A 23,168-nucleotide genomic window follows, 5' to 3' on the forward strand; every position below is an offset into this window, starting at 1 on the left:
TTTCAGTCCTTTTCTCGTTTTGCTTTGAGAATTTGCAACTGCGCAAACCCCCATAAGGCCAGTCCGTAGATAAAACCGGCCGTCAAACCCAATGGAAACGTGTGTAATAACCCTGAAACAGGGTCGCCGCTAATACCATTTAGCGCACGCACCAAATACAACAGCAAACTACCCGGCACACCCAGGCAGACCACGCCGCGCCAAAGCACGCACCACCACCAGCCACCATCGATGATGTGCTGGTAGCGGTCTAGCTCGTCCTGGTTGCCGTTCTGGCTCATACCTCAGGCAGCGTCATATCCAGTACGGTTTGCTCTTGCTTTGCACGGAAGGCTGCCAGTTTTTCGGCCAGTTCCGGGCTTTGCGCAGCCAGCATGGCCACGGCAAACAGACCTGCGTTGGCAGCGCCCGCTTCACCAATGGCGAAGGTCGCGACCGGCACACCCTTGGGCATTTGCACAATCGACAAGAGCGAGTCTTCACCGCGCAAATACTTGGATGGCACAGGCACACCCAACACGGGCACGGTGGTCTTGGCAGCAATCATGCCTGGCAGGTGTGCGGCACCGCCTGCCCCGGCAATGATGCATTGCAGGCCGCGTTCACGGGCGGTCTGGGCATATTCGAACATGAGATCCGGCGTGCGGTGCGCCGAGACCACTTTGCATTCAAAATCAACGCCAAATGCTTTGAGCTGTTCAACGGCCAGGCGCATTACGTCCCAGTCGCTGTTACTGCCCATGACTACTCCTACTTGCGCCATGCGGATTCACTCTCGGGAAAAACACCAAATCTTACCGAAGAAAGGGGGGACACTGCCAATTGCCATTGGTCAGTGTGCGATTCAGTGATACCGAAAAAAGCAGAAAAAAAGACAAAATGGGCTCATGCCGATTTTGTTGTGCCTGTCAATAATTAGATCATGATAATTGACCGGCGGTGGGGTGTAGCCGAGGATTCGAGTTGCGCGGCGTGTTACCACGTCGCGCGGTTTCGTTTCCATCCTCTGTTTATAACGCCGCCCAATGAGGTCGGCGTTTTTTTTGCCTGCGGTTTCTATCCTGCCCCGGCCTGCCGCGCAAATATCATCGCGCCAAAGCCCTCTGTAGTGCGGCCTTCAGTGCAGTTTGAGCGGTGGCTGCGCGATGCGTCGCAGCTTATCGCCGACATACAAAAGCCCCGCCATCACCCAACCGTGCAACGCCGCCTGATGCATCCGGTAGAGAGAGGAATAGATCAGCTTCGCGCTCATCCCTTCTACGTAATAATCGCGCTTGGGGCCGACCACCGCTGCCAGTGAACCCACGGCCGTGTGCTTGCCCAGAGAAACCATGATCCCTTGCGGCTTGAAACGGAACGAGGCCACTTCGCGGCCGGCAAAGTAGTTTTCCAGCATTTCTGCCAGCCAGCGTGCCTGTTGGTGCGCTACCTGTGCGGTGGCCGCCAACGGCGGACCACCTTCACCATCAGTCGAGAAGGCGCAATCACCCATGGCAAAGATATGTTTGTCGCTGACGGTCTGCAGCACAGAAGTGACTTCGATCTGGCCGTTACGGTTGGTTTGCAGGCCCAGCGTGGACAACCACGGCGCAGCTTTTACGCCGGCAGCCCAGACAATGATGTCCGATTCAATATTGCGGCCATCAGCCAGAACCACTTGCGTTGGCTGGACTTCCTGGACCTTGCTACTGGTCAACACAGCAATATTGCGGGCTTTCAGTTCTTCGGTGGCGTAGACAGAGAGCGATTCTGGCGCACCAGACAAAATGCGGGGTGCGGCTTCAATAATGCTGATACGCAATTGGTCCGGCGACAAGCGAGAGCCGTAGTTGTGGGCTTCGGTGATCGCGTGATGGATTTCCGCCGCCAGTTCAACGCCAGTCGGGCCCGCGCCAATGATTGAAATACGCAATTCACGCAGCGGGTCGTTGGTAGTTCCTACAATGAACGACTGAGCCAGCAAACGCTTGCGCAGGCGATCAGCCTCAACCGGTGTGTTCAATTGCATGGCGTTTTCCTGCACGCCAGGCGTGCCGAAATCATTACAGACGGCACCGACAGCCAGGACCAGCGTGTCGTAATGAATGGCACGCGGGCCGCACAGTTCGCTGCCGTCTTCGTCAAATACGGCATCCAGGCTGATCGTTCGGGCCTCACGATCCAGACCATTCATGAAGCCGAATTCAAATTCGTAACCATGGCGGTGGGCATGCGCAAAGTAATTCACCTCGTCCTCACCCGTATTGAGTGCGCCAGTGGCCACTTCATGCAGCAGCGGTTTCCAGATATGCGTCGGCGAGCCATCAACCAGAATCACCCGCGCCTGACCAGTACGTCCAAGGTTATGCCCCAGTCGCGCGGCCAACTCCAACCCGCCGGCACCCCCGCCGACAATAACGATTTGATGCACCCCTTGTGGTGCAGTGCTGTTCTTCATGGTTACCCCGTGGATATCAAATGTTTTGTTTTATCAATCGCCTGAATCTGTTTTGGTGCGAATACATCGCAGTGCCATGACTGGACGCAACTCGACCCGGATAACCGCAGAATGCCTGCCAAACACCTTGTTTGAAAACAAAATAATCACGTAGTGAACAGTCGTCTAATTACAAGTTTGCACTCGTCGCCAAACCCGTATAGAGGAGCCACCGCCATGCCTTGCACGCTCAAAATCAGTCTGTTGGGCCTCGCGCTGACCTTCAGTGTCTTCAGTGTATATAGCGCGCCCGCGCTCGCCTGGGGCGCGCAAGGGCACCGGATCACCGGCCTGGTGGCCAATGCACTGCTCACGCCACAGAGCCGCGCCGCATTAAGACAGCTCCTGGGCACAGATAACGTGGCGGATGAAGCCAACTGGCTGGACCAAAACCGGGCCCTGCTGGCCTCCCGCATGCCTGGCTCACCCCAGTGGCATTACGACAATATTCCGCTGTGCACCGCCGCTACGCATGACGGCTATTGTCCGGATGGGCGCTGCGCCACATCGGCGCTCGAACGATTCATGGCGGTACTGCACGACCCCGACGCCAGCCAGGAAGACAAACGCCTGGCGGTTCGCGTGGTCATCCATGTTGCCGGCGACCTCTCGCAACCCCTGCACGCAGCTGACAACCACGACAAAGGCGGCAATGACATCCACGTGACGTTTGCCGGCCAGCAAACCACTCTGCACGCTCTATGGGATACCACGCTCGTCAAACGGGCTGTGCGGGGCCAAAGTGAAGCTACATTTGCCGAACGACTGCTGACAGATTTCGCCCCGCATTTTGATGAATGGCACCAGGGTACGCCGGACCAATGGGCACATGAAGCCAACGCCATCGCGCGCGCAATGACTTATGGCGATCTGCCTGGCGGGCTGGTGTGTCCAGCCACGACGGCAGGGATTCAGATCGACATTCCATTGGCTTATGCCGATGAGACCGCGCCGATTCTGCGCCAGCAACTGGCTGTAGGTGGCGTGCATATTGCGGCATTGCTCAATCAGGCTTTTGCCGACTTCCAGGGGCAGAACGTGCTGCCGGAAAACGCCAATCCAGACAGGTAATCCGGCATGGCTTTTTTAAAAAGCAGGCTGCAAACCGCATCAAACAAGGCTTTTACCTTTGGTCGAAAACCCTTTTTTACTATCGACAGTGTGTTAAAACATGTGTATGGTGCGCTCTGCAGTTTTCGATTCAGCATGACCACGGTTTACCCTGCTGTGCCCTCGTAGGCGTTTTGCCAGAGTTTCCCGGTACGTTTCCTGATCGTATGCACCACCGGAGCGGATCGCTCCACTTTCAAAATCTGTTTCAAAGGAACGTAGCATGTCTACTACTACCGGTACCGTAAAATGGTTTAACGACACCAAGGGCTTCGGCTTCATCACTCCGGACAACGGCGGCGCCGATCTGTTCGCTCACTTTTCCGAAATCACCGGTCAAGGCTTCAAGACCCTGAAGGAAAATCAGCGCGTTGAGTTTGAAGTAAAGCAAGGCCCGAAGGGTCTGCAAGCCAGCGCCATCCGCGCTATCTAATTCACGCTGCGCTTAACGCGCACTGAGTCAGATAAAAAAAACCGCAGCTGAGGCTGCGGTTTTTTTATGCTCGACATCTGCGGCCAATCAACGTTTCAGTTTGGGCATCCCCACCGGCAAGCGCATGCCAACCCCCAAACGGTTCCATGCATTCATCAGCGCCACTACAAACGTCAGTTCAACAATCTGCTGCTCGGCAAAGTGCGCACTCAACGGTTCAAAGTCCGCATCCGGCGCGCCCGTTTGCTCCAACCGCGTCAGCGACTCCGCCCATGCCAGCGCAACTCGCTCCTGCGGGGTGTAAAAGGTGTTTTCGCGCCAGGTAATCAGACTATTCAAGCGACGCGGGTCTTCACCACTTTCAATCAGGCTTTTCCAGTGCAGATCAACGCAATAAGCGCAGCCATTGATTTGCGACACGCGTAAAAACATCAGCTCGATGAATGCGCGATCCAGCGACGAGTTCTCCAGAACTGCGTTGACCTGGGCCAGGGCAGCGTAGGCCTTGGGGGCAAGATCGCGCGAGGGCAGGCGTGGCGAGGTCATCATGTGCTCCTTGTCAGTAAAGGGATGCCGCCAGCACACCGCTCGACGGCTTCACAATACAAGACGCGTATCCGGGCTCATCTGTGACACGGCTGGATCAATCAAGGCCAGTTTGTCTGGATTGCGGATCACGTGGATAGTACGTATGCGTTCACCGTCGTGTGTAATTTCCATCACGCAATCGAGTTTGCCTTCGTTGTAACGCAGCAGCCCCAACTGCCCGTTGACCCAGGCCAGCGCGTAATGCACGGACTGGCCGTCATACAAACGGGCCAGGCATTTATAGAACAGCCCCAGACGCCCCGAGCCCTGCAACGGCCTCAGTGTAGCCATGACCTTGCCGCCCCCGTCACTGCTATAGATAGCGTTTTCATCCAGTAAGGCCATCAAGGCGGCTTCGTCCCCTTTGGCTGATGCGTGTGCAAATCGCTGCAGCAAATCCAGATGCGCTTGCGGCGTGACCTCAAACCGGGGCGATTGATCTTGTAAACGCGCCTTGGCCCGATGCACCAGTTGTCGCACGGCAGCCTGTGTTTTACCCAGCATGCCAGCGATATCGGCGTAATCCAGATCGAAACTTTCACGCAGCAAGAAGGCCGCTCGCTCCCACGGCGTGAGTTTTTCCAGCAAAGCCAGAAACGCCAGCGACAACTCTCCCACCTGTTCAAGCTGCTGTAATGGATCTGGCGCGGCCTCCACCAGCGGTTCAGGCAACCATTGCCCGATGTAATCCATTCGCTCTCGCCGTGCCTCACGCAGGCGATCAATGGCAAGGCGCGTCACCACCGTGGTTAGCCATGCCTCCGGAATCTGGATCTGGCTGCGGTCCGCCTCATGCCAGCGCAACCAGGCATCTTGCAGGATATCTTCGGCGTCGGCGCGCATGCCGGTCATGCGGTAAGCAACGGCAAACAGGCGCGGCCGCAGCGCAGTGAAAGAGGTAGCAGGAGCATTCATGGATGGGGCAACGAGTTGGTCACTGTATATAGCCCAGACGGATCAGCACTTCATTTTGTGACAGAGCACGAGGCAGTGACCACATTTTGCGCCCGCCGGGCGTAGTCATCGCGCCAAAAACAAGAAGTAAAACTACAAATTTATTAAAATACGTCTCAACACGTGTAACACTCATCGGGTATATTTCACCTTTCACCCCCTTTAAACCCAGTTTTTACGTGATAAAACAAGGGTACTTGCGATAAAAACATGTAGTTTAGCCGTGTACATTCCGTAAATATTTCCTACGTAGTATAACTACGAACCGTGTATACTGACGTCATCAAAATTCAATCGAACACGGAGTACACATCATGGCTATCAGCATTCCTTTCTTTGGCAAGACCGTTGAACTGCAACGCAACGCACGCGTTAACCGCGCCGCTACCGTAAGCAAGCCCGAAGCCGTCGACGGCATCGTGATGTTCCAGAAGGGCGGCAAGGCCAAGGTGTGCTGGGGCCCGGGCAACCAGACTGTTGAATCGGTTCGCGACCTGACCCTGATCGTTGAATAAGCCAACAAGGCAACCCAGAATATAAAAAGCCCCGCATTGCGGGGCTTTTTCTTTGGCCGTGATCCAGTCAGCCTGACAGACTGATCAATCATCTGGCGCATCGGTCAGATCAGGGAACAAGACTTCCAGAAAGCCAAATTTTGTCATATCGCGGATCCGTTGCGGGTAGAGGATGCCCCACAGGTGATCGCATTCGTGTTGCACAACGCGGGCATGAAAGCCCTCTGCCACACGATCAATCTCTTTGCCATGCTGATCAAAACCCTGATAGCGAATCCGGGTATAGCGGGGCACTTCTCCACGCAGGCCGGGGACGGACAGACACCCTTCCCAACCTGCCACCTCCTCATCGCCCAGCGGCGTAATCACCGGATTGATCAGAATGGTCTGGGGAACAGGCTGGGCATCCGGGTAGCGCGGGCTGGATTCAAACCCGAAAATGACGACTTGCAGGTTCACGCCAATTTGGGGCGCGGCGATGCCCACGCCGTTATATGCGTGCATGGTATCGAACAGGTCTTCGATCAGCGTCTTGAGTTCAGGCGTATCAAATGCGGTGACAAGGGCCGATCTTTCCAGCAGGCTCGGGGTTCCCATTTTCAATACCGTGCGTACAGTCATAAGTTGGTCCTGGCCTGGCGGCCGTATCAATCATTGAATAAAGGCTGAGGGTGTATGCAAAAGTGCGCGCCCGCTACAATCAACATATTCCCAAAACAATAGCTCACTGTCATGCCCCAGTCCGTCCATTACGCAGAACAATGGGTGCCACCTGCTCACATGCTGGTACGGCGCTGCCGTGAAGGGGTGCTGGCCACACAGTCACAGCAATGGGCGGGCTTTCCCTATGCGTCTTACCTGCCCTGCGTTTGCGATGAGACCGGCAGCCCGTTGTTCGTTATCAGCACACTGGCCGAGCACACCCAAAACCTGCAGGTTGACCGACAATGCAGTTTTGTCGTCTTCGACAGTAGCGATCCGGCTAACGCGGCAGAGCGCGTTACGTTGATCGGCACGGCTGAGCCGATCACCCCTTCGCCCTTGCTTGCAGCCCGGATCAAACGGTATCAGCCTCAGGCAGTGCAGTTTCTGGCGCTTGGTGATTTTGCAGTATGGCGGCTCGAAGTGAGCGCCTTGCGTTACATTGCGGGCTTTGGCCGGATGGGCTGGAGCGATGCCCGACAATGGGCCGACACTGCCCAACTGTCCCTGGAACAAGAAGCCCAATGGCTGGATCAGATCAACGCGCCCAGTGATATCCGCCTCATCGGAATTGATTTTGATGGCGTGGATGTCCTCCGGAATGGCAAGCTCATCCGTTATGGCTTCGATACACAACCTTTGGGCACCGATGCCCTGCGTGCAGCGGTGACCCGGGCGCTGAGCGCGTTATCACCCGGGCAAGCCTGACAGACCGTCAGGGCCGGTATATCAGCACCATATAGACCGAACACACAAACAAACCGGAAAGTAGCTGCGGAGTAATCAATGACCCAACGCATTCTGTTCGTTGAGGATGATCTGGAACTGGCCGATCTGATCGGCGGTTTCCTGAGAAGCTTCGAATTTGAAGTCGAACACCTGGCTGATGGCAACAACGTCATCGAGAACGTGCGCGCCAACCCGCCCGCGTTGATCCTGCTTGACTTGATGCTGCCCGGCAAAGACGGCATGACCCTGTGCCGTGAACTACGCGAGTTCTATACCGGTCCGATCGTGATTCTGACCTCGCTCAATAGCGACATGAACCAGATTCTGGGCTTTGAGATCGGCGCGTCTGACTACGTGGTCAAAACCACGCCCCCGTCCGTACTCGTTGCCCGGATCAAAGCTCATCTGCGCCAATCAACCGGCGCGGTCACCCCCACGATCAGTGCCGCCAAGGATCAACGGACCACGACCAACTTTGGGCATCTGGTCATCGACAGCCGCAATCGCACGGCCACCTATCGCAATGAGCCGCTGCATTTGTCGACCGGTGACTTTGATTTGCTGTGGGAACTGGCCAGCCACGCCGGCGAAATCCTCTCCCGCGATCACTTGCTCAAGCGTTTGCGCGGTATTGAATACGACGGGCTGGATCGCAGTGTCGATGTGGCGATCAGCCGCTTGCGCAAAAAACTGGCCGACGACCCGATCGAACCGCGCAAGATCAAAACCATCCGCCACAAGGGCTATCTGTTCGCGACCGATATCTGGTGGCAGGAATAAATAACCCGCAGCTTTAACGCCTGCCCAATCAGGGTGGGAATCTGACCGCAACAGGAACTGGAACAAGGGATGCGCAAGCCATCACGAATTTTCCGCACCCTTTACCGCCGTGCTGTGGTGGTGGTGCGCCGCTCCCGGCGGGCCCTGCCCGATGGCTTTGCCATGCGGCAACTGTTCCTGCGGTTCTACCTGACGGTTGTGCTGTGTTTCCTGGCATCCGCGCTCATCATTGGCAGCTTGTACAAGCACATGATCGAACGCATCAACCAGCATTACCTGACTGACATTTTCCAGACCACCATCAGCATTGTGGAAGACGAACTGGGTGATCTGCCACAGTCAATCTGGCACAGCGAAATCAGCCGCATGCGCGGCAAACTGCCCGTCCCGGTAGAGATCGAGCAACTGGATGCCTACACGCTCAGCCCCCCAAACCGCAAGGCACTGGCTGATGGCGACATCATCTTGCTGGAAGATGAAGACATCTATCTGCACCGTATTCCGGATACGCAGCTGATTGTGGTACTGGGGCCGGTGCCGTATCTGAACCGGCTGGACAACATCTCCTGGCCAGATATCCTGGGTTTGTTGTTAATGTGCGCGGCGCTGGGTATTCCCACCTGGCTCTGGATGCGCCCGTTCTACCGGGACTTGCGCACCATGGTTCGCCAGAGTCGCAAAATGGGAAGCGGGGATTTCCAGGTCCGCGCCGAGTTATCAGAAAACTCGCCACTATCTTCTTTGGGTTCCACCTTCAACCGGATGGCGCACGACGTGCAGGAACTGACTGCCAGCCGCCAGCAAATGATTGACGCCATCTCTCACGACTTGCGCACGCCGCTGGCGCGGCTCAGATATCGGCTGGAAGCGCTCAAAGCAGGTGCACCAGCCGACGCCCAGACCAGTGGGATGGAGCGTGATCTGGAACAGATCGACCAGCTGGTTGAAGAATGGCTCACTTTGCGCAAGCTGGAACGCTCCCAAATGCAGTTGGAAATCCAGCCACTGGAAATCATGCCGTGGCTGGAGCGACAACTGTCCGAGTTGTCCGTGGGCGGCACAGTCATTCCGCTGGAAAACACAACCGGCCTCAAGGCGCCGCTCATGAACGCAGACAGCTATTATCTTTCGCGCGTGCTTTCCAATTTGATCAGCAACGCCAAACGTTATGGCGGTGGCAAGATCCAGGTCGTGTTGTCCTGGTCCGATGGTGTGGCACGGTTGATGGTCGACGACAACGGCCCGGGGATTCCGGAATCCGAGCGCGAACGGCTGATGCAACCGTTCGAACGACTGGAAAGCAGCCGCAACCGTAGCACCGGTGGTTATGGCCTTGGGTTGGCCATTGTGGCCATGGTGATGCATGGCCATGGCGGCAATTTGCGGATTGAAACCTCACCGATGGGCGGCGCACGCGCATTGTTGTACTGGCCGACCACCTTGAAGGATGCCAACAGGCTGTAAAACAGCGGGCCAGCCATCACTCATGGCAGACGGCCCGCTAACCCTTTAATTCCAAGGGCTTACAGTGCATCAGCATGCCCTGATGCGGTGCGGTAAATAACAAAAAGAGCGGTTAACGCACCACCGAAGTACATTCAGTTACAACACGCAACCATCCCCGCACTGACCCGCCTCAGGCAATTCCTAATAATCCACTCCAACACGACAAGAACGTGTCCCGCATCTCTTAAAAACGTTGGAGAATTACCATGAACAAGTTGGTCGCTACGCTCGTTGCAGCGATGTTCGCCGGCGCCGCCGCTTTCGGCGTTGCTGCTGACGCCCCGGCTTCCACCGTGAAGTCGGTGAAGGTTGAGAAGCACGCTCACAAGAAGGCTTCTGCCGCTTCCGCAGCGCAGAAGGCTCAAGCGAAGAAGCACAAGGCTTCCGCTGCTTCCACCGCACAAAAAGCTCAAGCCAAGAAGCACAAGGCATCCGCCGCTTCCGCAGCTCAAAAGGCCCAAGCCAAGAAGCACAAGGCATCCGCCGCTTCCGCCGCTCAAAAGGCCCAAGCCAAGAAAGTGAAGGCTTCCGCTGCTTCCGCTGCTCAGAAGGCTCAAGCCAAGAAGGCTAAGGCTTCCGCTGCTTCCGCTGCACAAAAGGCTCAAGCCAAGAAGCACAAGGCATCCGCCGCTTCCGCAGCTCAAAAGGCCCAAGCCAAGAAAGTGAAGGCTTCCGCTGCTTCCGCTGCACAGAAGGCTCAAGCCAAGAAGGCTAAGGCTTCTGCTGCTTCCGCTGCTCAAAAGGCTCAAGCCAAGAAGCACAAGGCTTCCGCTGCTTCTGCTGCTCAGAAGGCTCAAACCAAGAAGGCTAAGGCTTCTGCTGCTTCCGCTGCTCAAAAGGCTCAAGCCAAGAAGCACAAGGCTTCCGCTGCTTCTGCTGCTCAGAAGGCTCAAGCCAAGAAGGCTAAGGCTTCTGCTGCTTCCGCTGCTCAAAAGGCTCAAGCCAAGAAGCACAAGGCATCCGCTGCCTCTGCTGCTCAAAAGGCTCAGTCCAAGAAGCACAAGAAGGCATCCGCTGCTTCCGCTGCCTAATCAACAGCAAAGCACTGCCAACAAAAACGGGGACTTCGGTCCCCGTTTTTGTTTTATCGTGTCAATCTTGCAGGCAAACGGGAACCAACCTCCCGACGGCTGCGTCCACGTCTCTTCCCGACTTTGCTGATACCGCACATGAAACGGTTTTTCTCCGCGCTGGCATTGCTGCTGGCCTGTTTGCAAGTAGCTCACGCTGAACCCAGCGAAGCCGCACAACACAAGATCATGTTCTTCGGTCATGACGATCGCGTCATGATTCATACGCCATTTGCACCCACTTTCTCGGCGATTGGCGTGATGCGTACGCAACATCAGTATGACTGCACGGCCACGCTCATCAGCCCCGATACCGCAGTCACCGCAGCCCATTGCTTCTGGATGGCAGGCAAAAGCATGGACCAGGGTGAGTGGTTCATGACGGCCTACGACAACGGCCAATACACCGCCAAATATCGCGTACTGAGCCAGATCTTCAATCCGCAATTCAAAGCCGGGCTGGATCGCCGCAAAGACGGTGTGTACATCACCAAAAAAGCGCGTCAGTACGACATCGCTATCATCCGCGTGAAGCTGGTCGAAGGCGATGCGCCCAAGCCCATGAATATGTTTACCGGTAACCGCAGCCAGTTGCAGCAGATTCTGGCCAAAGCACGCAACGTGGTTAGTCAGGCCGGTTATCCGGAAGACCAGGATGACATCATGGCCGCCCATTTACGCTGCAAAATCACTGCGCTGAGCGCCGACAATACTGTTTTCCACCGCTGCGACACGCTGGAAGGCGACTCTGGCTCTCCGCTTTGGGTCGACACCCCACAAGGTCCGTTGCTGATTGCCGTACAAAGCTCAGCTCCGCCTTATGAGGCACGTGACGACGTCGACAATATTGGCGTAACCACATTGCAGCTGCCGGAGTTGCCCGCGCGTTAAGACGCCGGAACACGACAGCCGCATGCCAATTCGCTACAATGACATGCTATTTCTTTGATTTTCAGGCAGAAGATGGACATTCAGGCATATATGCAGGAAGTGGGTCGCAAGGCACGCCTCGCCAGTCGGGCGATGGCCAAAGCCGAGACTCGCGCCAAAGATGCCGCATTACTGGCCATTGCCGCAGGGATCGAACTCAACGCGAAAGACCTGCTGGCCGCCAATGCGCGCGATATGGAACAAGCCCGTGCCGACGGCCTTGAACCAGCGCTGCTGGATCGTCTGCAACTGACTGAGAAAACCATTGCCAGCATGGCCGAAGGCCTGCGTCAGATCGCTTCATTGCGTGATCCGATTGGCGAGATGGGCGATTTCAAGTTCCGCCCCAGCGGCATTCAGGTTGGCAAAATGCGTGTGCCCCTGGGCGTCGTTGGCATTATTTATGAAGCCCGTCCCAACGTGACGGCCGATGCCGCGGGCCTGTGCATCAAGTCTGGCAATGCCACCATTTTGCGTGGCGGCCGCGAGGCATTCCACTGCAACCAGGCGATTGCCCAACTGGTGAAAGCCGGTCTGGCCGAAGCCGGTTTGCCCGAAGCCGCTGTACAGATTATCGAAACCCCCGACCGCGCCGCCGTGGGCGAACTCATCACCATGACCGAGTTTGTCGACGTCATTGTGCCGCGCGGTGGCAAGGGTCTGATCGAGCGTATTTCCAAAGATGCGCGTGTGCCGGTCATCAAGCATCTGGATGGCATCTGTCACGTCTATATCGATGATGAAGCCGATACCGACAAAGCAATCCGCATTGCCGATAACGCCAAAACGCATCGTTACGCGCCCTGCAACACCATGGAAACGCTGCTGGTGCACGCCAATGCCGCCCAACGTACGCTGTTGCCGCTGGCCGACATTTATCGCAGCAAAGGTGTCGAGTTACGCGGCTGTGCGGCCACGCGCGACCTCCTGCCTGATGCCATACCGGCGACCGAAGAAGACTGGCGTACCGAATACCTGGCCCCGATCCTCTCGATCCGTATCGTTGCGGATCTGGACATGGCCATCGATCACATCAACACATGGGGCTCGCACCATACCGATGCCATCGTGACCGAGAACTACACCAAAGCGCGCCGCTTTTTGCGCGAAGTAGATTCAAGTTCAGTCATGGTCAACGCCTCGACCCGCTTTGCGGATGGTTTCGAGTATGGGCTGGGCGCCGAAATCGGTATTTCCACCGACAAGATCCACGCGCGTGGTCCGGTTGGCCTGGAAGGTCTGACCAGTGAAAAGTGGATTGTGCTCGGCAACGGGGAAGTCCGGGCTTGAGCAATGCAGATCTAGCTGTGCCGTCGCAAACGCTCGGCGTTTTCGGCGGCACCTTTGATCCAGTCCACAACGGGCACCTGATTCTGGCCCGGGCGCTGCGCGATACGTTTGCGCTGCCTGAAGTCCGGCTGATTCCCACCGGTCTGCCACCGCACCGAGCCGTGCCACCGGTATCACCGCAGCAGCGGTTTGACTGGGTACGCGCGGCCATTGCAGGCGAGCCCGGCCTGACAGCCGACGACCGGGAGGTGCGCCGCGACGGCTACTGTTATACGGTAGATACATTGGCCGAGTTACAGCAGGAACAGCCTGATGCGTTGCTGGTGTGGCTGGTGGGTGGCGATTCGTTCCATCACCTGGCCACCTGGCAGCGCTGGCGCGATTTGCTGGAGTGCGGTCACATGGTGATCGCGGCGCGACCCGGCTACGATTGGACTACACTTTCTGAAGAACTCGCGCGGGAACTCAACCACCGCGCAGTCCCGGCGCAGCCTGCTGCGCTGGGCAAGGGCAGGATCAGCATCCTGCCCACTCCGCTCATGCCGTTCTCGTCAACTGAACTGCGCGACAAACTCGCGCACGGGGAAGACGTTAGCGGCCTGACTCCGGTCGCACAAGCCATTGGGCGATCCGGGCTTTACCTAACTTGAAGCGGCTCGTGCCGCCGCACGCGATGCTGGAAATGCCAGCTCCAACGCACCGTCGGCCACCGCAGGATATGGATGCATGAACGAACACATACAGCAGATGCGCGATGTCGCCGTAGCGGCACTGGAAGACATCAAGGGCAAGGAAATTCTGGTTCTTGATACCACGCAGCTCACCGATCTTTTTGATTGCATGATCGTCGCTACCGGCGAATCCAACCGCCAGGTTCGCGCTCTGGCTAACAACGTCAGTGTTGAACTCAAGGCCAAAGGTTTTGAGATTGTCAGCACCGAAGGCGAAGACTCCGGCGAATGGGTGTTGGTCGACGCCGGCTCGCTGGTCGTGCATGTGATGCTGCCGGCCGTGCGTGACTATTACGATCTCGAACAACTGTGGGGCGGCCAGAAGCCGACCTTCAACCCGCTGGGCAAAAGCTGGTCCGCGGTGTGAGATGAGCAAAACAAAAGACCGGCCTGTGCCGGTCTTTTGACTTTCGGGGGCGCCGTTCTGGCAGCCCCTTGTTCTGTTGCAGCCTTTAAATCAAAGCCTGAAGCGCGATAACGTGCTGTTAAGATTGCTGGCCACCTGGTGCATTTCTTGCGCCTCAGCGGCCGCATCGCGAGAGGCCGACTCGTTCTGCACGATCATCTGCGTCACACGCTCCACATTGGCCGCAATATCGTTGCTGGCCTGGCTTTGCTCGCGCAGGGCCACGGTGATTTCCTGACTCACCCGCAGGACTTCACCTGATGCTTCTTCAATGCGGCGAATCGCATCACCCGCCTGATTTGCCAGCTCTACACCCTGGGCCACACGCGTTTGCGTCGCCCCGATATTCCGCGTGGTCTCTGCCGCACTTTCCTGCACGGCAGAAATGGTCTGGCTGATTTCAGTCGTCGATTGGGCGGTACGTTCTGCCAACTTGCGTACTTCATCAGCCACGACAGCAAAACCGCGTCCTTGCTCACCCGCGCGCGCGGCTTCAATGGCCGCATTCAGTGCCAGCAGGTTGGTCTGGTCCGCCACTTCACGAATCACCTGCACCACACTGGCGATTGCCACGGTTTTCTCCACGGTCGCCGCGATCACGCGCGCGGTTTCATCGACCTGTTCCGCAATCCCCTGGATTTCCGTGACGGTACGGGCAATCACTTGCTCGCCCTGACGGCTCAGGTTGGCGCTTTCGGCCGTGTGATCCAGCGAAGTCTGCGCGCTGGATGAAATATGGCTCACGCTGACGGTCAATTCTTCCAGCGCAGCGGCCATGGTCGTTGTGGCATCAGACTGGCGGGCAGAGCCTTCGGCAATCTGCTTTGAAGTGACGTTAAAACGCCCGGCGATTTCATTCACGCCGCGCGCTTCCGCCTGGATTTCCTCGATCATGGCTCGCAGGGCATCACGCATACGGCCGATCGCCACCATCATGCTGTCCCGGGAGGCACCACCCAGATGCAGCGGAAACGCCAGATCCCCATCGGCAATGGCTTGTGCCGCGCGTACAGCGTCCGCGGGCTCGCCCCCCAGTGGCTTGAGCACCAGATGTCGCAACAGCGCCAGCAGCACAATCAGCAGCAATACGGCCACCACCACCGCACTGATACCGATCACCAGCGCGCGCTGACGGGCAATCTGGTTGACTTCAGATTCCGGCCACATGGCGACCGCTTTGAACTTCCAGTCTTCAAAGGGTTGCTCAACATGCGCCCAACCCGCAGGCGCATTGTCGATCAGGCTTTGTGCAGTACTGTCATCCACACTACCGGAATGAAAGCGTACCTTGCCCTTGTCATCCACAACCGCGACAAAACCACTTTGCAGCAGATGAATACGGCCCACCGTGGCCTGCAGCGGCGAGAGGTCCACTTTGTAGCCGACGTACCAGATGCCGATCACATTGTTGGCAGCATCGCGGATGGGTTCATAACCGGTGATATAGGGGTTGCCCAGAATATCCACCTGACCGTAGAACGGCTGCCCCTGGCGAATGGCCGCAATGGCGCGGCCCTTGGGATCAAGCACTGTGCCAATGGCACGGTTGCCCTCTTTCTTGACGTTGGTAGAGACACGTACAAAGTCATCACCCGCGCGCGAGAACAAGGTGGCGGTCCCACCCATGATGTCGAGCACGCCATCGACCAGTTCGAAGTGATTGGCTTGTGACGCGCTGCCCAGCAGCAAGTCGGGCGGGTTTTTGTCTTTGACCGCCACAGCTGCACCGCTGGCCGGCTGGCCCAGCGCCAGACCGCGCGCCTTCAAGAGTTTCATGGCGGCATCAACCCGCGCTTTCATCTGGTCGTTGGTCAGCTTGAGCTGATCTACCGAGTTATCCAGCGCTTGTTGAGCCAGTTGATCTGTCTCGTCGTGGACGCGATTGCTCTCGTTGAGGGCAAACAACATGGCTCCGCCAAGAATGACGGGCAGCAGGATGACGGCGATCGCCGCCGCAACGCGCCCCTGCAAGGTGTGCAGCATGACAATTTTCCTTGTTATATCAGCATATTCTGTTCGGGCCGAATTATGCCAAATGAATGCTGATTACGTGTCAGCACCATTCATCACTCCGACCAACGGTGAACTTGGACCGGGGTTGCCCTGAAGCACTTCAACCACCCAGTCGACAAACACGCGCACCCTTGCTGAAAGCCTCCGGTTTTGAGCATAGACCACAGAAACCGGTAGCGGCGCGGCGCGGTATTGCGGTAACACCTCTTGCAACTGGCCACTGGCCAGCAGTGCTTCCGCGCCATTACGTGGCACCTGCACGAGGCCCAGCCCGGCAAGGCAGCAAGCCATATACGCCTCTGAACTGGTCACGGAGATCTGGCTTTTCATGCGGATCAGCCGGGTTTCATCTTTGTGGGTGTACTCCCAGTCCAGATCACGTCCCAACCGGCTGGAATGAAAGTTCACCGCCAGATGATGTTCCAGATCCCCCAGCGTCTGCGGCACGCCGTACCGCGCCAGGTAATCCGGCGAGGCGCAGTTGATTTGTTCCATGGCGCCCACCCGCCGCGCCATCAGTGTTGAATCAGGCAACGCACCCACCCGCACGGCGCAATCCACGCCCTCACCCACCAGGTCAACAAAGCGGTCATTCGCACCAAAGCGCAGTTGAATGTCTGGATAACGCGCAAAAAACGCGGGTAACCGTGGAATGATCTCCAGCCGGGCCATCCGTTCGGGCAAGTCGACTTGCACGACGCCACTCGGGCTGCGCGCGGCCCCGGTAAACAGGTTATCGGTTTCTTCCAGTTCGGCCACAAGGCGGGTACAGCGCTCCTGGTACAGCAGCCCCTCCTGGGTCAGGCTGACCCGCCGTGTGGTGCGCTGGAATAACTGCGCACCGAGACGTTTTTCCAGTTGCTGGATGGCGTTACTGACCGTCGCGCGCGGCAGGTGCAGTACGTCTGCGGCCTTGCTGAAACTGCTGAACTCGGCCACTTTGAGAAAGACTTGCATGGCTTCGATGCGATCCATTTCCGGCTCCGGGTATCACGATTTGATTGTTAGTCTGCTTCGTATAATAAATCCATATGGGCCAGCTTTATCCGGGGCATACGGTCAATCACAATGCTGTGCATCCACCAGCCATACCAGGCATGGCCATTCATCTCACTACTGGAGTCTGAAGATGCAACAGCGACAACTTGGAAAAACCGGCCCCGCCACGTCTGCCCTGGGTCTGGGCTGCATGGGCATGTCGGGAATGTATGGCCCGGCAGATGAAGAGGAAGGTATCGCCACCATTCATGCGGCAATGGATGCCGGCATGGTGCTGCTTGATACCGGCGACTTTTACGGCATGGGCCATAACGAGATGCTGATCGGCCGAGCGCTCAAGGGAAAAAACCGGGATCAAGTGCAGATCAGCGTGAAATTCGGTGCGCTGCGTGATCCAGCAAATGGCTGGAGCGGCTACGACGCCCGACCCGCCGCCGTCCGCAACTTTGTGGCATACACCCTCAAGCGACTTGGCGTGGATTACATCGACATCTATCGTCCGGCCCGACTGGACCCGAACGTACCGATCGAAGACACGGTCGGCGCCATCAGCCGGCTGATCGAAGAAGGGTATGTGCGCCACGTCGGTTTGTCTGAGGTCGGTGCCGATACCATTCGCCGGGCTGCCGCCATTGCCCCCATCAGTGACTTGCAGATTGAGTACTCGCTGATCTCGCGCTCGCTGGAAGCCGACATTTTGCCCACTTGCCGCGAACTGGGCATCGGCATCACGGCATATGGTGTGCTGTCTCGTGGTTTGATCAGCGGTCACTGGACGCAAGAACGCGCATTGGGCAAAGGGGATTTTCGCAGCACAGCGCCGCGCTTCAGTGGAGACAACCTCACCCACAATCTGGCCCTGGTCGACACGCTGCGCAGCATCGCCGACACTCAGGGCGTAACGGTGGCACAACTGGCCATTGCCTGGGTGATGTCACGCGGCGACGACGTTGTGCCGCTGATCGGCGCTCGTTCCCGTACCCGGCTGACGGAGGCGCTGGGCGCGCTGAATGTCACGTTGAGTGCGGCTGATCTGGCCCGGATCGAGCAAGCCATTCCACCCGATGCTGCGGCAGGCGAACGCTATCAGCCAGCACAAATGGCGCACATGGACAGCGAAAAACGCGGACATGCTTGATCAACAGGCGCCCGGCTAGTCGTCAGACTGGCTGAGCATGCGCGCCACATCTTGCCGATGCTGTTGCACGCCCTGCTGATGGGCGTGCAGCAAGCGGCCAGGAAACTCTGGCTGCTCCTCCACCTGCCGATATCGGCCTAAACGTAGCCAGGTCATTACACTGGCTTCGGCCAGGTGCAATACGCCGCCGATGATCACGCCAATCAGCACTTCAGCCGTCCGGTAAACCGCCGTGAGGAACGGTGACTCGGCGCTGGTTGTGGTCAGCAACACGAGCGGACAAGTCCACAAGCAGACACGGATCGCCGGTCTGCCCATGGCAATCACAGCGCAAATACCCACCGCCACGGCCAGTTGTACCGGTACGGCGATCTGCCATGTACTGCCAGCCAGGTTGGCAGCCAGGGCGACCAGCGCCCCCAGCACGGTGCCCAGAATGCGGCCCTGGATAGAGGTCCGCGTCGCGCGGATGTTTTCCTGCGAGACAATCAGCGCCGACATGGAAGCCCAAACCGGATGCGGCGACTGCAACAATACAGCCGCATACCACGCCAGCGTTGCCGACGCGGCACAGCGGACGACAAAATTGGCGCGGTCTACATGGTGATGCAGGTTCTCACGGTCGATCTGCAGCATGGCGGGGCACGGCGATTCTCAAAGGCTGACCTCATCAGCGTAGACCGTTTCAGGCCCAGACGCCCTCAGCCAGTTTTGTGGCGTATTCACGCACATCTTGCGGCCAGGCGGCGATCAACGTTTCAAAGCGGGCCTGATCTGGTGCGAACAAAGCGCGAGACACTTCTTCAAACCCCGCCAGGTTACCCGCCAGGGCAGAGATAAACCGGTAGCACACTTCTTGCGCATGACGACGGCGATCTGGTGCGGCACTGGCGTGACGTGCGGCATCTACCAGTTTGCGCAGCACAACCGAGGCACCGCCTGGCTGGCTGTTCAGCCACTCCCAATGTCGCGGCAACAAGGTGACCTCACGCGCAACCACACCGAGTTTGGGACGGCCACGGCCACGCGGCGCATCTGTCTCTTCGGTGCTTTCCGGCATGGCGGTGCCTTCAACGATACGGGCGGCGATCTCTGCAGCCGTACCACGCAAATCCAGTTCAACCGGACGCGCGGTGATGTCGTCAAATACCAGCAAAGGCTCTGTCGCTGCTTCAGCGCCGCTTTCTTTGATCGCGATCGCAACGTCACGCAATAAACCAGAAGCAATCCGCCGATGCCCGACAAAGGCCGTGCAATGAATGGGATGAGTCATGGTGGTTCTCAATCTGATCGGATGGAATGAAACAAATTTACCCGGATAAAATTATCTAGTCAATATCATCCGGGTAAAATGCCGTTATTCGGTTGGATATATGAAGTCACCACACACACACCTTGCAATTGATAACCAAATGGTTATGATTTGCGTATGGATACCACCACCGACACCCTCTTTCGCGCTTTGGCCGACCCGACCCGGCGCGCCGTGTACGAACGCCTGTGCCGCGATGGCGAGCAAAACGTCCGCACACTGACTGATCAGGCGGGCGTTTCACAACCGGCGGTTTCCAAACATCTGGCCATTCTCAAGGAAGCCGGGCTGGTCAGTGAGCGGCGCGACGGTCGCCAGACGCATTACAGCGCCCAGCCTGCGGCGCTCAACCCTTTGGTCGACTGGATGCGCTTTTACAACGCCTTCTGGCCAGACCGTTTTGATCGTCTTGATGACCTTTTGAAGAGGATGGACCAATGAACATGCCCAATACCGATCTGGCCTTGCGTTCTGTGGTGGTGGAGCGCGCCTTCGCGCATTCGCCTGATAAAGTCTGGCGCGCGCTCACTCAAGGCCCGCTGATCGAAGAATGGTTGATGAGCAACGACTTTGAACCCGTGGTCGGCCACCGCTTTACGTTCCGTATGCCCGCGATGCCGGGCTGGAACGGCGTAACCGATTGCGAAGTACTGACGGTAGAAGCGCCCAGGAAACTGGCCTACACGTGGTGTGCCTCTGGCGAAGAAGCGGCTACCGGCATCAGCACCATCGTGACCTTCACCCTGACGCCCACAGAGGGGGGTGTCCTGCTGCGCATGGAACAAAGCGGCTTCAAGCCACACGAAGACCGCAACCTGCAAGGTGCCAACTGGGGCTGGCAGTCTTTCCTCACCAAGCTGGAAGGTGTGCTGGCTACGGCGGGTTGATACGCCGCCAGCAAACCATGCAGCCGGGGCGACGCGCTCCGGCTGTTTTGCTTCAAGCGTTCAGTGTTCCCGTGCGCTCATCCTCGCAAAAGGCTGCCGGGGCGAGCGCCCGATCAGCGCGACCATCACAAAACCCAGGGCGACCAGCAACAACACCCCCACCATGGCCTGATCCCCCCAATGCTGCATGGCCATGCCTGTCAGCGCAGGGCTGTCAGCGGCAAAGTGGCCCCAATGCCAACCACCGCGACGCTAAATGTCACCGCCACAAAGTTGCGCCAGACTTGCCGTTCAAGCATGCGTGCTTCCGTGATCGAGGTAGCGCTGATTCTGGCCGCAGACCGGGCCAGTGGTCTCTCCGGCTGTTCTACACTGAGCACATTGCCCTTTTGACCGGTTCAAGGAGCCAACATGACCATCCACGTGACATGGCAAGCGGCCAGCCAGGCCACCATCACCCAACTCAGCAACGGCACTGCGCAATGGACTGCGGATATGGGCGCAGCCAGCGGCGGCGCACCGGGCGCACCAGATCCACATGAGTTGCTGGATTCCGCGCTGGGCGCATGCACCTCGCTGACCTTGCAGTTGTATGCCAAGCGCCGCAATTACCCGCTGGACAGCATCCGGGTGGAAATCACTCACGAAGAGGAAGGCGGCGTGTATCACATGAAGCGCCATATCACACTGGGTGGCGCGCTAGATGACGCCGCCCGCGCCGATTTGTTGCGTGTAGCGGAGAAATGCCCGGTCCACAAAACCCTGAGCGGGCAATTCGACATCAAGACGGAGCTGGCAGGTTAGTCGGCCCGTCTCCAGACAAAAAGCGGCATGGATCACCATGCCGCTTTTTTTGCCTTAGCCTCTGAGATCAGATGCGTTGGGCCACCGGCGCAGCCGAGTCATCATTCGCGGCACTTTGACCGGCGCTGACCAGATCCGCAGACCGCGTTTCACGCATCGACAAGACAGCCAGAAAGCTCAACAGCGCGGCCACCGAGACATAACCGCCCACCCAGGCCAGACCGCCCTTTTCGACCAGAATCTGCGCAATGAACGGCGCAATCGAGGCACCAATAATGCCACCCACGTTATAAGCGATCGAGGCGCCGGTATAGCGTACGCGGGTGGGGAAGATCTCTGGCAGCAGCGCCCCCATGGGCCCGAAGGTGAAACCCATCAGGAACAGTTCGATCACGAGGAACAACCCCACGCTGACTGTCGTGCCACCACCCAGCAACGGTGCCATGGTGAAGCCGGACAGCATGGCCAGCGCGGTACCCAGCAGCAGTACCGGGCGGCGCCCCCATTTATCGCTCGCCCAAGCCGATAGCGGTGTCCCCAGCGCCATGAACAACACGGCAAAACACAGCATGGCCAGGAATTCGGGCTTGGTGAAATGCAGCTTGCTCACACCGTACGAGAGCGAAAACACGGTCGAGATATAAAACAGCGCATAACACACCACCATCGAGAACGCGCCTTGCAGTACGGGAACAAGGTGATTGGAGAGGGTCTCGAACAACGGCACGCGCGCACGCTCGTTGCGTTGCAGCGCCTGGGCAAAGATGGGTGTCTCGTGCAGTTTCAGGCGCACATACAAGCCCACCATCACCAGCGCAGCGCTGAAAATGAACGGGACGCGCCAGCCCCAGCTTTTGAACTGGTCGTCTGTTAACAAGACAGCCAGGCCAAAGAACAAACCGTTGGCAAACAAAAAGCCAATCGACGGCCCCATTTGCGGAAACATGCCAAACCAGGCGCGTTTGCCCGCCGGCGCGTTTTCAGTCGCCAGCAACGCCGCACCGCCCCATTCGCCCCCAAGGCCGATCCCCTGACCAAAACGCAGCACGCACAGGATGATCGGCGCGGCAACGCCAATGCTGTCATAACTGGGCAAGAAACCAATCAGCGTGGTCGAGACCCCCATCACTAGCAACGACGCCACCAACGTGGATTTACGCCCGATGCGGTCGCCAAAGTGACCAAACAAGGCCGAGCCCACCGGACGCGCCAGAAACGCGATGCCGAAGGTGACAAATGCATTGAGCGATTGTGCTGTGGCAGATTCTTTGGGGAAAAACGTCGGGCCAATGATCAGCGCGGCGGCCGTGGCAAAGATATAGAAATCAAAAAATTCGATGGCGGTGCCAATAAAACTGGCTACCGCAACGCGCGCCGTCGAATTGGCCGGCGGCTGGGCTGCATGAGTCGTCATGGATTGCTCTCTGTATTTTTTAACCAGAACCATGACGAGGAAATGCCCGATGCTTGTGACGGCCGCATTCCTTCCCCATGCCTGGCGGTATGTATGAAGGGCAAACGGGCGGACGACATGGCGGCGATGAGCGCAGATGACTCAGGCGGGCTGCGGATGGGCAACGGGCCCGGTCTCGAACCGGATTGCGTTTGCGGCTGGATAAGCTGCAACCGATGATAAGGACCGTAAAAAAAACCTGCAAGGCGGGGAACCTGTATTGCCACTGGTCAGTCTTTCGGCAAGCCGGTCATAAAATTGTCAAAATTCACGTTTGCTTACATCGGGATCACGGCTATGGTCGCTCGTTTTACCTTGCCGTTCATCCTGCCGTGCTGAACG

General features: G+C 57.7%; 27 protein-coding genes. 15 read left to right on the forward strand and 12 right to left on the reverse strand.

The window, feature by feature from the left end; genetic code table 11:
* Window positions 1-2: 2 nt before the first annotated feature.
* From IEX44_RS06890 to IEX44_RS06900, 3 genes are all read right to left on the reverse strand, one after another.
* Complete coding sequence (locus tag IEX44_RS06890) at window positions 3-281, reverse strand: hypothetical protein (RefSeq protein WP_188690878.1); 279 nt, start codon at window positions 279-281, stop codon at window positions 3-5.
* Window positions 278-763, reverse strand: a complete 486-nt coding sequence (gene purE, locus IEX44_RS06895) for a 5-(carboxyamino)imidazole ribonucleotide mutase (protein WP_188690882.1) — start codon at window positions 761-763, stop codon at window positions 278-280. Before purE ends, IEX44_RS06890 begins: the two co-directional genes overlap by 4 nt.
* A gap of 354 nt (window positions 764-1,117) precedes the next feature.
* On the reverse strand, window positions 1,118-2,437 hold the full coding sequence (locus IEX44_RS06900) for an NAD(P)/FAD-dependent oxidoreductase (RefSeq protein ID WP_188690886.1): 1,320 nt from the start codon (window positions 2,435-2,437) through the stop codon (window positions 1,118-1,120).
* A gap of 216 nt (window positions 2,438-2,653) precedes the next feature.
* Between IEX44_RS06900 and IEX44_RS06905 the strand changes: the two genes are divergently transcribed.
* Together IEX44_RS06905 and cspE are read left to right on the forward strand one after the other, a co-directional pair.
* On the forward strand, window positions 2,654-3,547 hold the full coding sequence (locus tag IEX44_RS06905; protein WP_188690888.1) for a S1/P1 nuclease: 894 nt from the start codon (window positions 2,654-2,656) through the stop codon (window positions 3,545-3,547).
* 262 nt (window positions 3,548-3,809) lie between these two features.
* Window positions 3,810-4,019, forward strand: coding sequence for a transcription antiterminator/RNA stability regulator CspE (cspE, locus tag IEX44_RS06910; RefSeq protein ID WP_188690892.1), 210 nt, complete (start codon window positions 3,810-3,812; stop codon window positions 4,017-4,019).
* Between the two features lie 87 nt (window positions 4,020-4,106).
* Here cspE and IEX44_RS06915 read toward each other — a convergent pair whose 3' ends face one another.
* Both IEX44_RS06915 and sigJ read right to left on the reverse strand, forming a co-directional pair.
* A complete protein-coding gene (locus IEX44_RS06915) occupies window positions 4,107-4,565 on the reverse strand; it encodes a carboxymuconolactone decarboxylase family protein (RefSeq protein WP_229678808.1) in 459 nt (152 codons plus the stop codon).
* A 51-nt stretch (window positions 4,566-4,616) separates the two neighbouring features.
* A complete protein-coding gene (sigJ, locus tag IEX44_RS06920; RefSeq protein WP_188690898.1) occupies window positions 4,617-5,522 on the reverse strand; it encodes an RNA polymerase sigma factor SigJ in 906 nt (301 codons plus the stop codon).
* A gap of 353 nt (window positions 5,523-5,875) precedes the next feature.
* Between sigJ and IEX44_RS06925 the strand changes: the two genes are divergently transcribed.
* A complete protein-coding gene (locus tag IEX44_RS06925; protein ID WP_188690903.1) occupies window positions 5,876-6,076 on the forward strand; it encodes a hypothetical protein in 201 nt (66 codons plus the stop codon).
* A gap of 84 nt (window positions 6,077-6,160) precedes the next feature.
* Here IEX44_RS06925 and def read toward each other — a convergent pair whose 3' ends face one another.
* A complete protein-coding gene (gene def, locus IEX44_RS06930; RefSeq protein ID WP_188690905.1) occupies window positions 6,161-6,697 on the reverse strand; it encodes a peptide deformylase in 537 nt (178 codons plus the stop codon).
* Window positions 6,698-6,808: 111 nt separating this feature from the next.
* Here def and IEX44_RS06935 point away from each other — a divergent pair, with 111 nt between their 5' ends.
* The 8 genes from IEX44_RS06935 to rsfS all read left to right on the forward strand — a co-directional run bounded on the left by IEX44_RS06935 (window position 6,809) and on the right by rsfS (window position 14,181).
* The gene (locus tag IEX44_RS06935) at window positions 6,809-7,486 is read left to right on the forward strand and encodes a HugZ family pyridoxamine 5'-phosphate oxidase (RefSeq protein WP_188690908.1); all 678 of its coding nucleotides are present in this window, start codon (window positions 6,809-6,811) and stop codon (window positions 7,484-7,486) included.
* 78 nt (window positions 7,487-7,564) lie between these two features.
* Entirely contained in the window at window positions 7,565-8,287 is a 723-nt protein-coding gene (gene rstA, locus IEX44_RS06940) for a two-component system response regulator RstA (RefSeq protein ID WP_188690911.1), read from the forward strand.
* 69 nt (window positions 8,288-8,356) lie between these two features.
* Window positions 8,357-9,751 carry an ATP-binding protein gene (locus IEX44_RS06945; RefSeq protein WP_188690914.1) on the forward strand — a complete coding sequence of 465 codons (1,395 nt, stop codon included), beginning with the start codon at window positions 8,357-8,359 and terminating at the stop codon, window positions 9,749-9,751.
* A gap of 248 nt (window positions 9,752-9,999) precedes the next feature.
* On the forward strand, window positions 10,000-10,824 hold the full coding sequence (locus tag IEX44_RS06950; protein WP_188690916.1) for a hypothetical protein: 825 nt from the start codon (window positions 10,000-10,002) through the stop codon (window positions 10,822-10,824).
* A 138-nt stretch (window positions 10,825-10,962) separates the two neighbouring features.
* Window positions 10,963-11,754 (forward strand): trypsin-like serine peptidase, encoded by a 792-nt coding sequence (locus IEX44_RS06955; protein ID WP_188690918.1) that lies wholly within the window; start codon window positions 10,963-10,965, stop codon window positions 11,752-11,754.
* 72 nt (window positions 11,755-11,826) lie between these two features.
* Window positions 11,827-13,083 (forward strand): glutamate-5-semialdehyde dehydrogenase, encoded by a 1,257-nt coding sequence (locus IEX44_RS06960; RefSeq protein WP_188690921.1) that lies wholly within the window; start codon window positions 11,827-11,829, stop codon window positions 13,081-13,083.
* Window positions 13,080-13,733 (forward strand): nicotinate-nucleotide adenylyltransferase, encoded by a 654-nt coding sequence (gene nadD / locus IEX44_RS06965; protein ID WP_188690924.1) that lies wholly within the window; start codon window positions 13,080-13,082, stop codon window positions 13,731-13,733. Before IEX44_RS06960 ends, nadD begins: the two co-directional genes overlap by 4 nt.
* Window positions 13,734-13,809: 76 nt before the next feature.
* Window positions 13,810-14,181 (forward strand): ribosome silencing factor, encoded by a 372-nt coding sequence (gene rsfS / locus IEX44_RS06970; protein WP_188690927.1) that lies wholly within the window; start codon window positions 13,810-13,812, stop codon window positions 14,179-14,181.
* 90 nt (window positions 14,182-14,271) lie between these two features.
* Here the strand turns inward: rsfS and IEX44_RS06975 are convergent, their stop codons facing one another.
* Together IEX44_RS06975 and IEX44_RS06980 are read right to left on the reverse strand one after the other, a co-directional pair.
* Entirely contained in the window at window positions 14,272-16,203 is a 1,932-nt protein-coding gene (locus IEX44_RS06975; RefSeq protein WP_188690930.1) for a methyl-accepting chemotaxis protein, read from the reverse strand.
* 63 nt (window positions 16,204-16,266) lie between these two features.
* Window positions 16,267-17,208: a LysR family transcriptional regulator gene (locus tag IEX44_RS06980; RefSeq protein ID WP_188690932.1), complete on the reverse strand. Its 942-nt coding sequence runs from the start codon at window positions 17,206-17,208 to the stop codon at window positions 16,267-16,269.
* Window positions 17,209-17,362: 154 nt separating this feature from the next.
* Between IEX44_RS06980 and IEX44_RS06985 the strand changes: the two genes are divergently transcribed.
* On the forward strand, window positions 17,363-18,370 hold the full coding sequence (locus tag IEX44_RS06985; protein ID WP_188690935.1) for an aldo/keto reductase: 1,008 nt from the start codon (window positions 17,363-17,365) through the stop codon (window positions 18,368-18,370).
* A 15-nt stretch (window positions 18,371-18,385) separates the two neighbouring features.
* On the opposite strand, the gene IEX44_RS06990 is transcribed toward IEX44_RS06985, so the two are convergent.
* Both IEX44_RS06990 and IEX44_RS06995 read right to left on the reverse strand, forming a co-directional pair.
* Window positions 18,386-19,006: an FUSC family protein gene (locus tag IEX44_RS06990; RefSeq protein WP_188690938.1), complete on the reverse strand. Its 621-nt coding sequence runs from the start codon at window positions 19,004-19,006 to the stop codon at window positions 18,386-18,388.
* A 49-nt stretch (window positions 19,007-19,055) separates the two neighbouring features.
* Window positions 19,056-19,643 (reverse strand): DUF2239 family protein, encoded by a 588-nt coding sequence (locus IEX44_RS06995; protein ID WP_188690942.1) that lies wholly within the window; start codon window positions 19,641-19,643, stop codon window positions 19,056-19,058.
* A gap of 156 nt (window positions 19,644-19,799) precedes the next feature.
* Here IEX44_RS06995 and IEX44_RS07000 point away from each other — a divergent pair, with 156 nt between their 5' ends.
* Window positions 19,800-20,123, forward strand: a complete 324-nt coding sequence (locus IEX44_RS07000) for an ArsR/SmtB family transcription factor (protein ID WP_188690945.1) — start codon at window positions 19,800-19,802, stop codon at window positions 20,121-20,123.
* The gene (locus IEX44_RS07005) at window positions 20,120-20,569 is read left to right on the forward strand and encodes an SRPBCC family protein (RefSeq protein WP_229678809.1); all 450 of its coding nucleotides are present in this window, start codon (window positions 20,120-20,122) and stop codon (window positions 20,567-20,569) included. Before IEX44_RS07000 ends, IEX44_RS07005 begins: the two co-directional genes overlap by 4 nt.
* Window positions 20,570-20,629: 60 nt before the next feature.
* On the opposite strand, the gene IEX44_RS21165 is transcribed toward IEX44_RS07005, so the two are convergent.
* On the reverse strand, window positions 20,630-20,764 hold the full coding sequence (locus IEX44_RS21165) for a hypothetical protein (protein WP_268238882.1): 135 nt from the start codon (window positions 20,762-20,764) through the stop codon (window positions 20,630-20,632).
* 216 nt (window positions 20,765-20,980) lie between these two features.
* On the opposite strand from IEX44_RS21165, the gene IEX44_RS07010 reads away from it, so the two are divergent.
* Window positions 20,981-21,373 carry an OsmC family protein gene (locus IEX44_RS07010; RefSeq protein WP_188690948.1) on the forward strand — a complete coding sequence of 131 codons (393 nt, stop codon included), beginning with the start codon at window positions 20,981-20,983 and terminating at the stop codon, window positions 21,371-21,373.
* A 67-nt stretch (window positions 21,374-21,440) separates the two neighbouring features.
* Here the strand turns inward: IEX44_RS07010 and IEX44_RS07015 are convergent, their stop codons facing one another.
* Entirely contained in the window at window positions 21,441-22,787 is a 1,347-nt protein-coding gene (locus IEX44_RS07015; protein WP_188690951.1) for an MFS transporter, read from the reverse strand.
* Window positions 22,788-23,168: the final 381 nt, after the last annotated feature.

It is taken from the genome of Silvimonas amylolytica (assembly GCF_014645555.1).
Classification (GTDB): domain Bacteria; phylum Pseudomonadota; class Gammaproteobacteria; order Burkholderiales; family Chitinibacteraceae; genus Silvimonas; species Silvimonas amylolytica.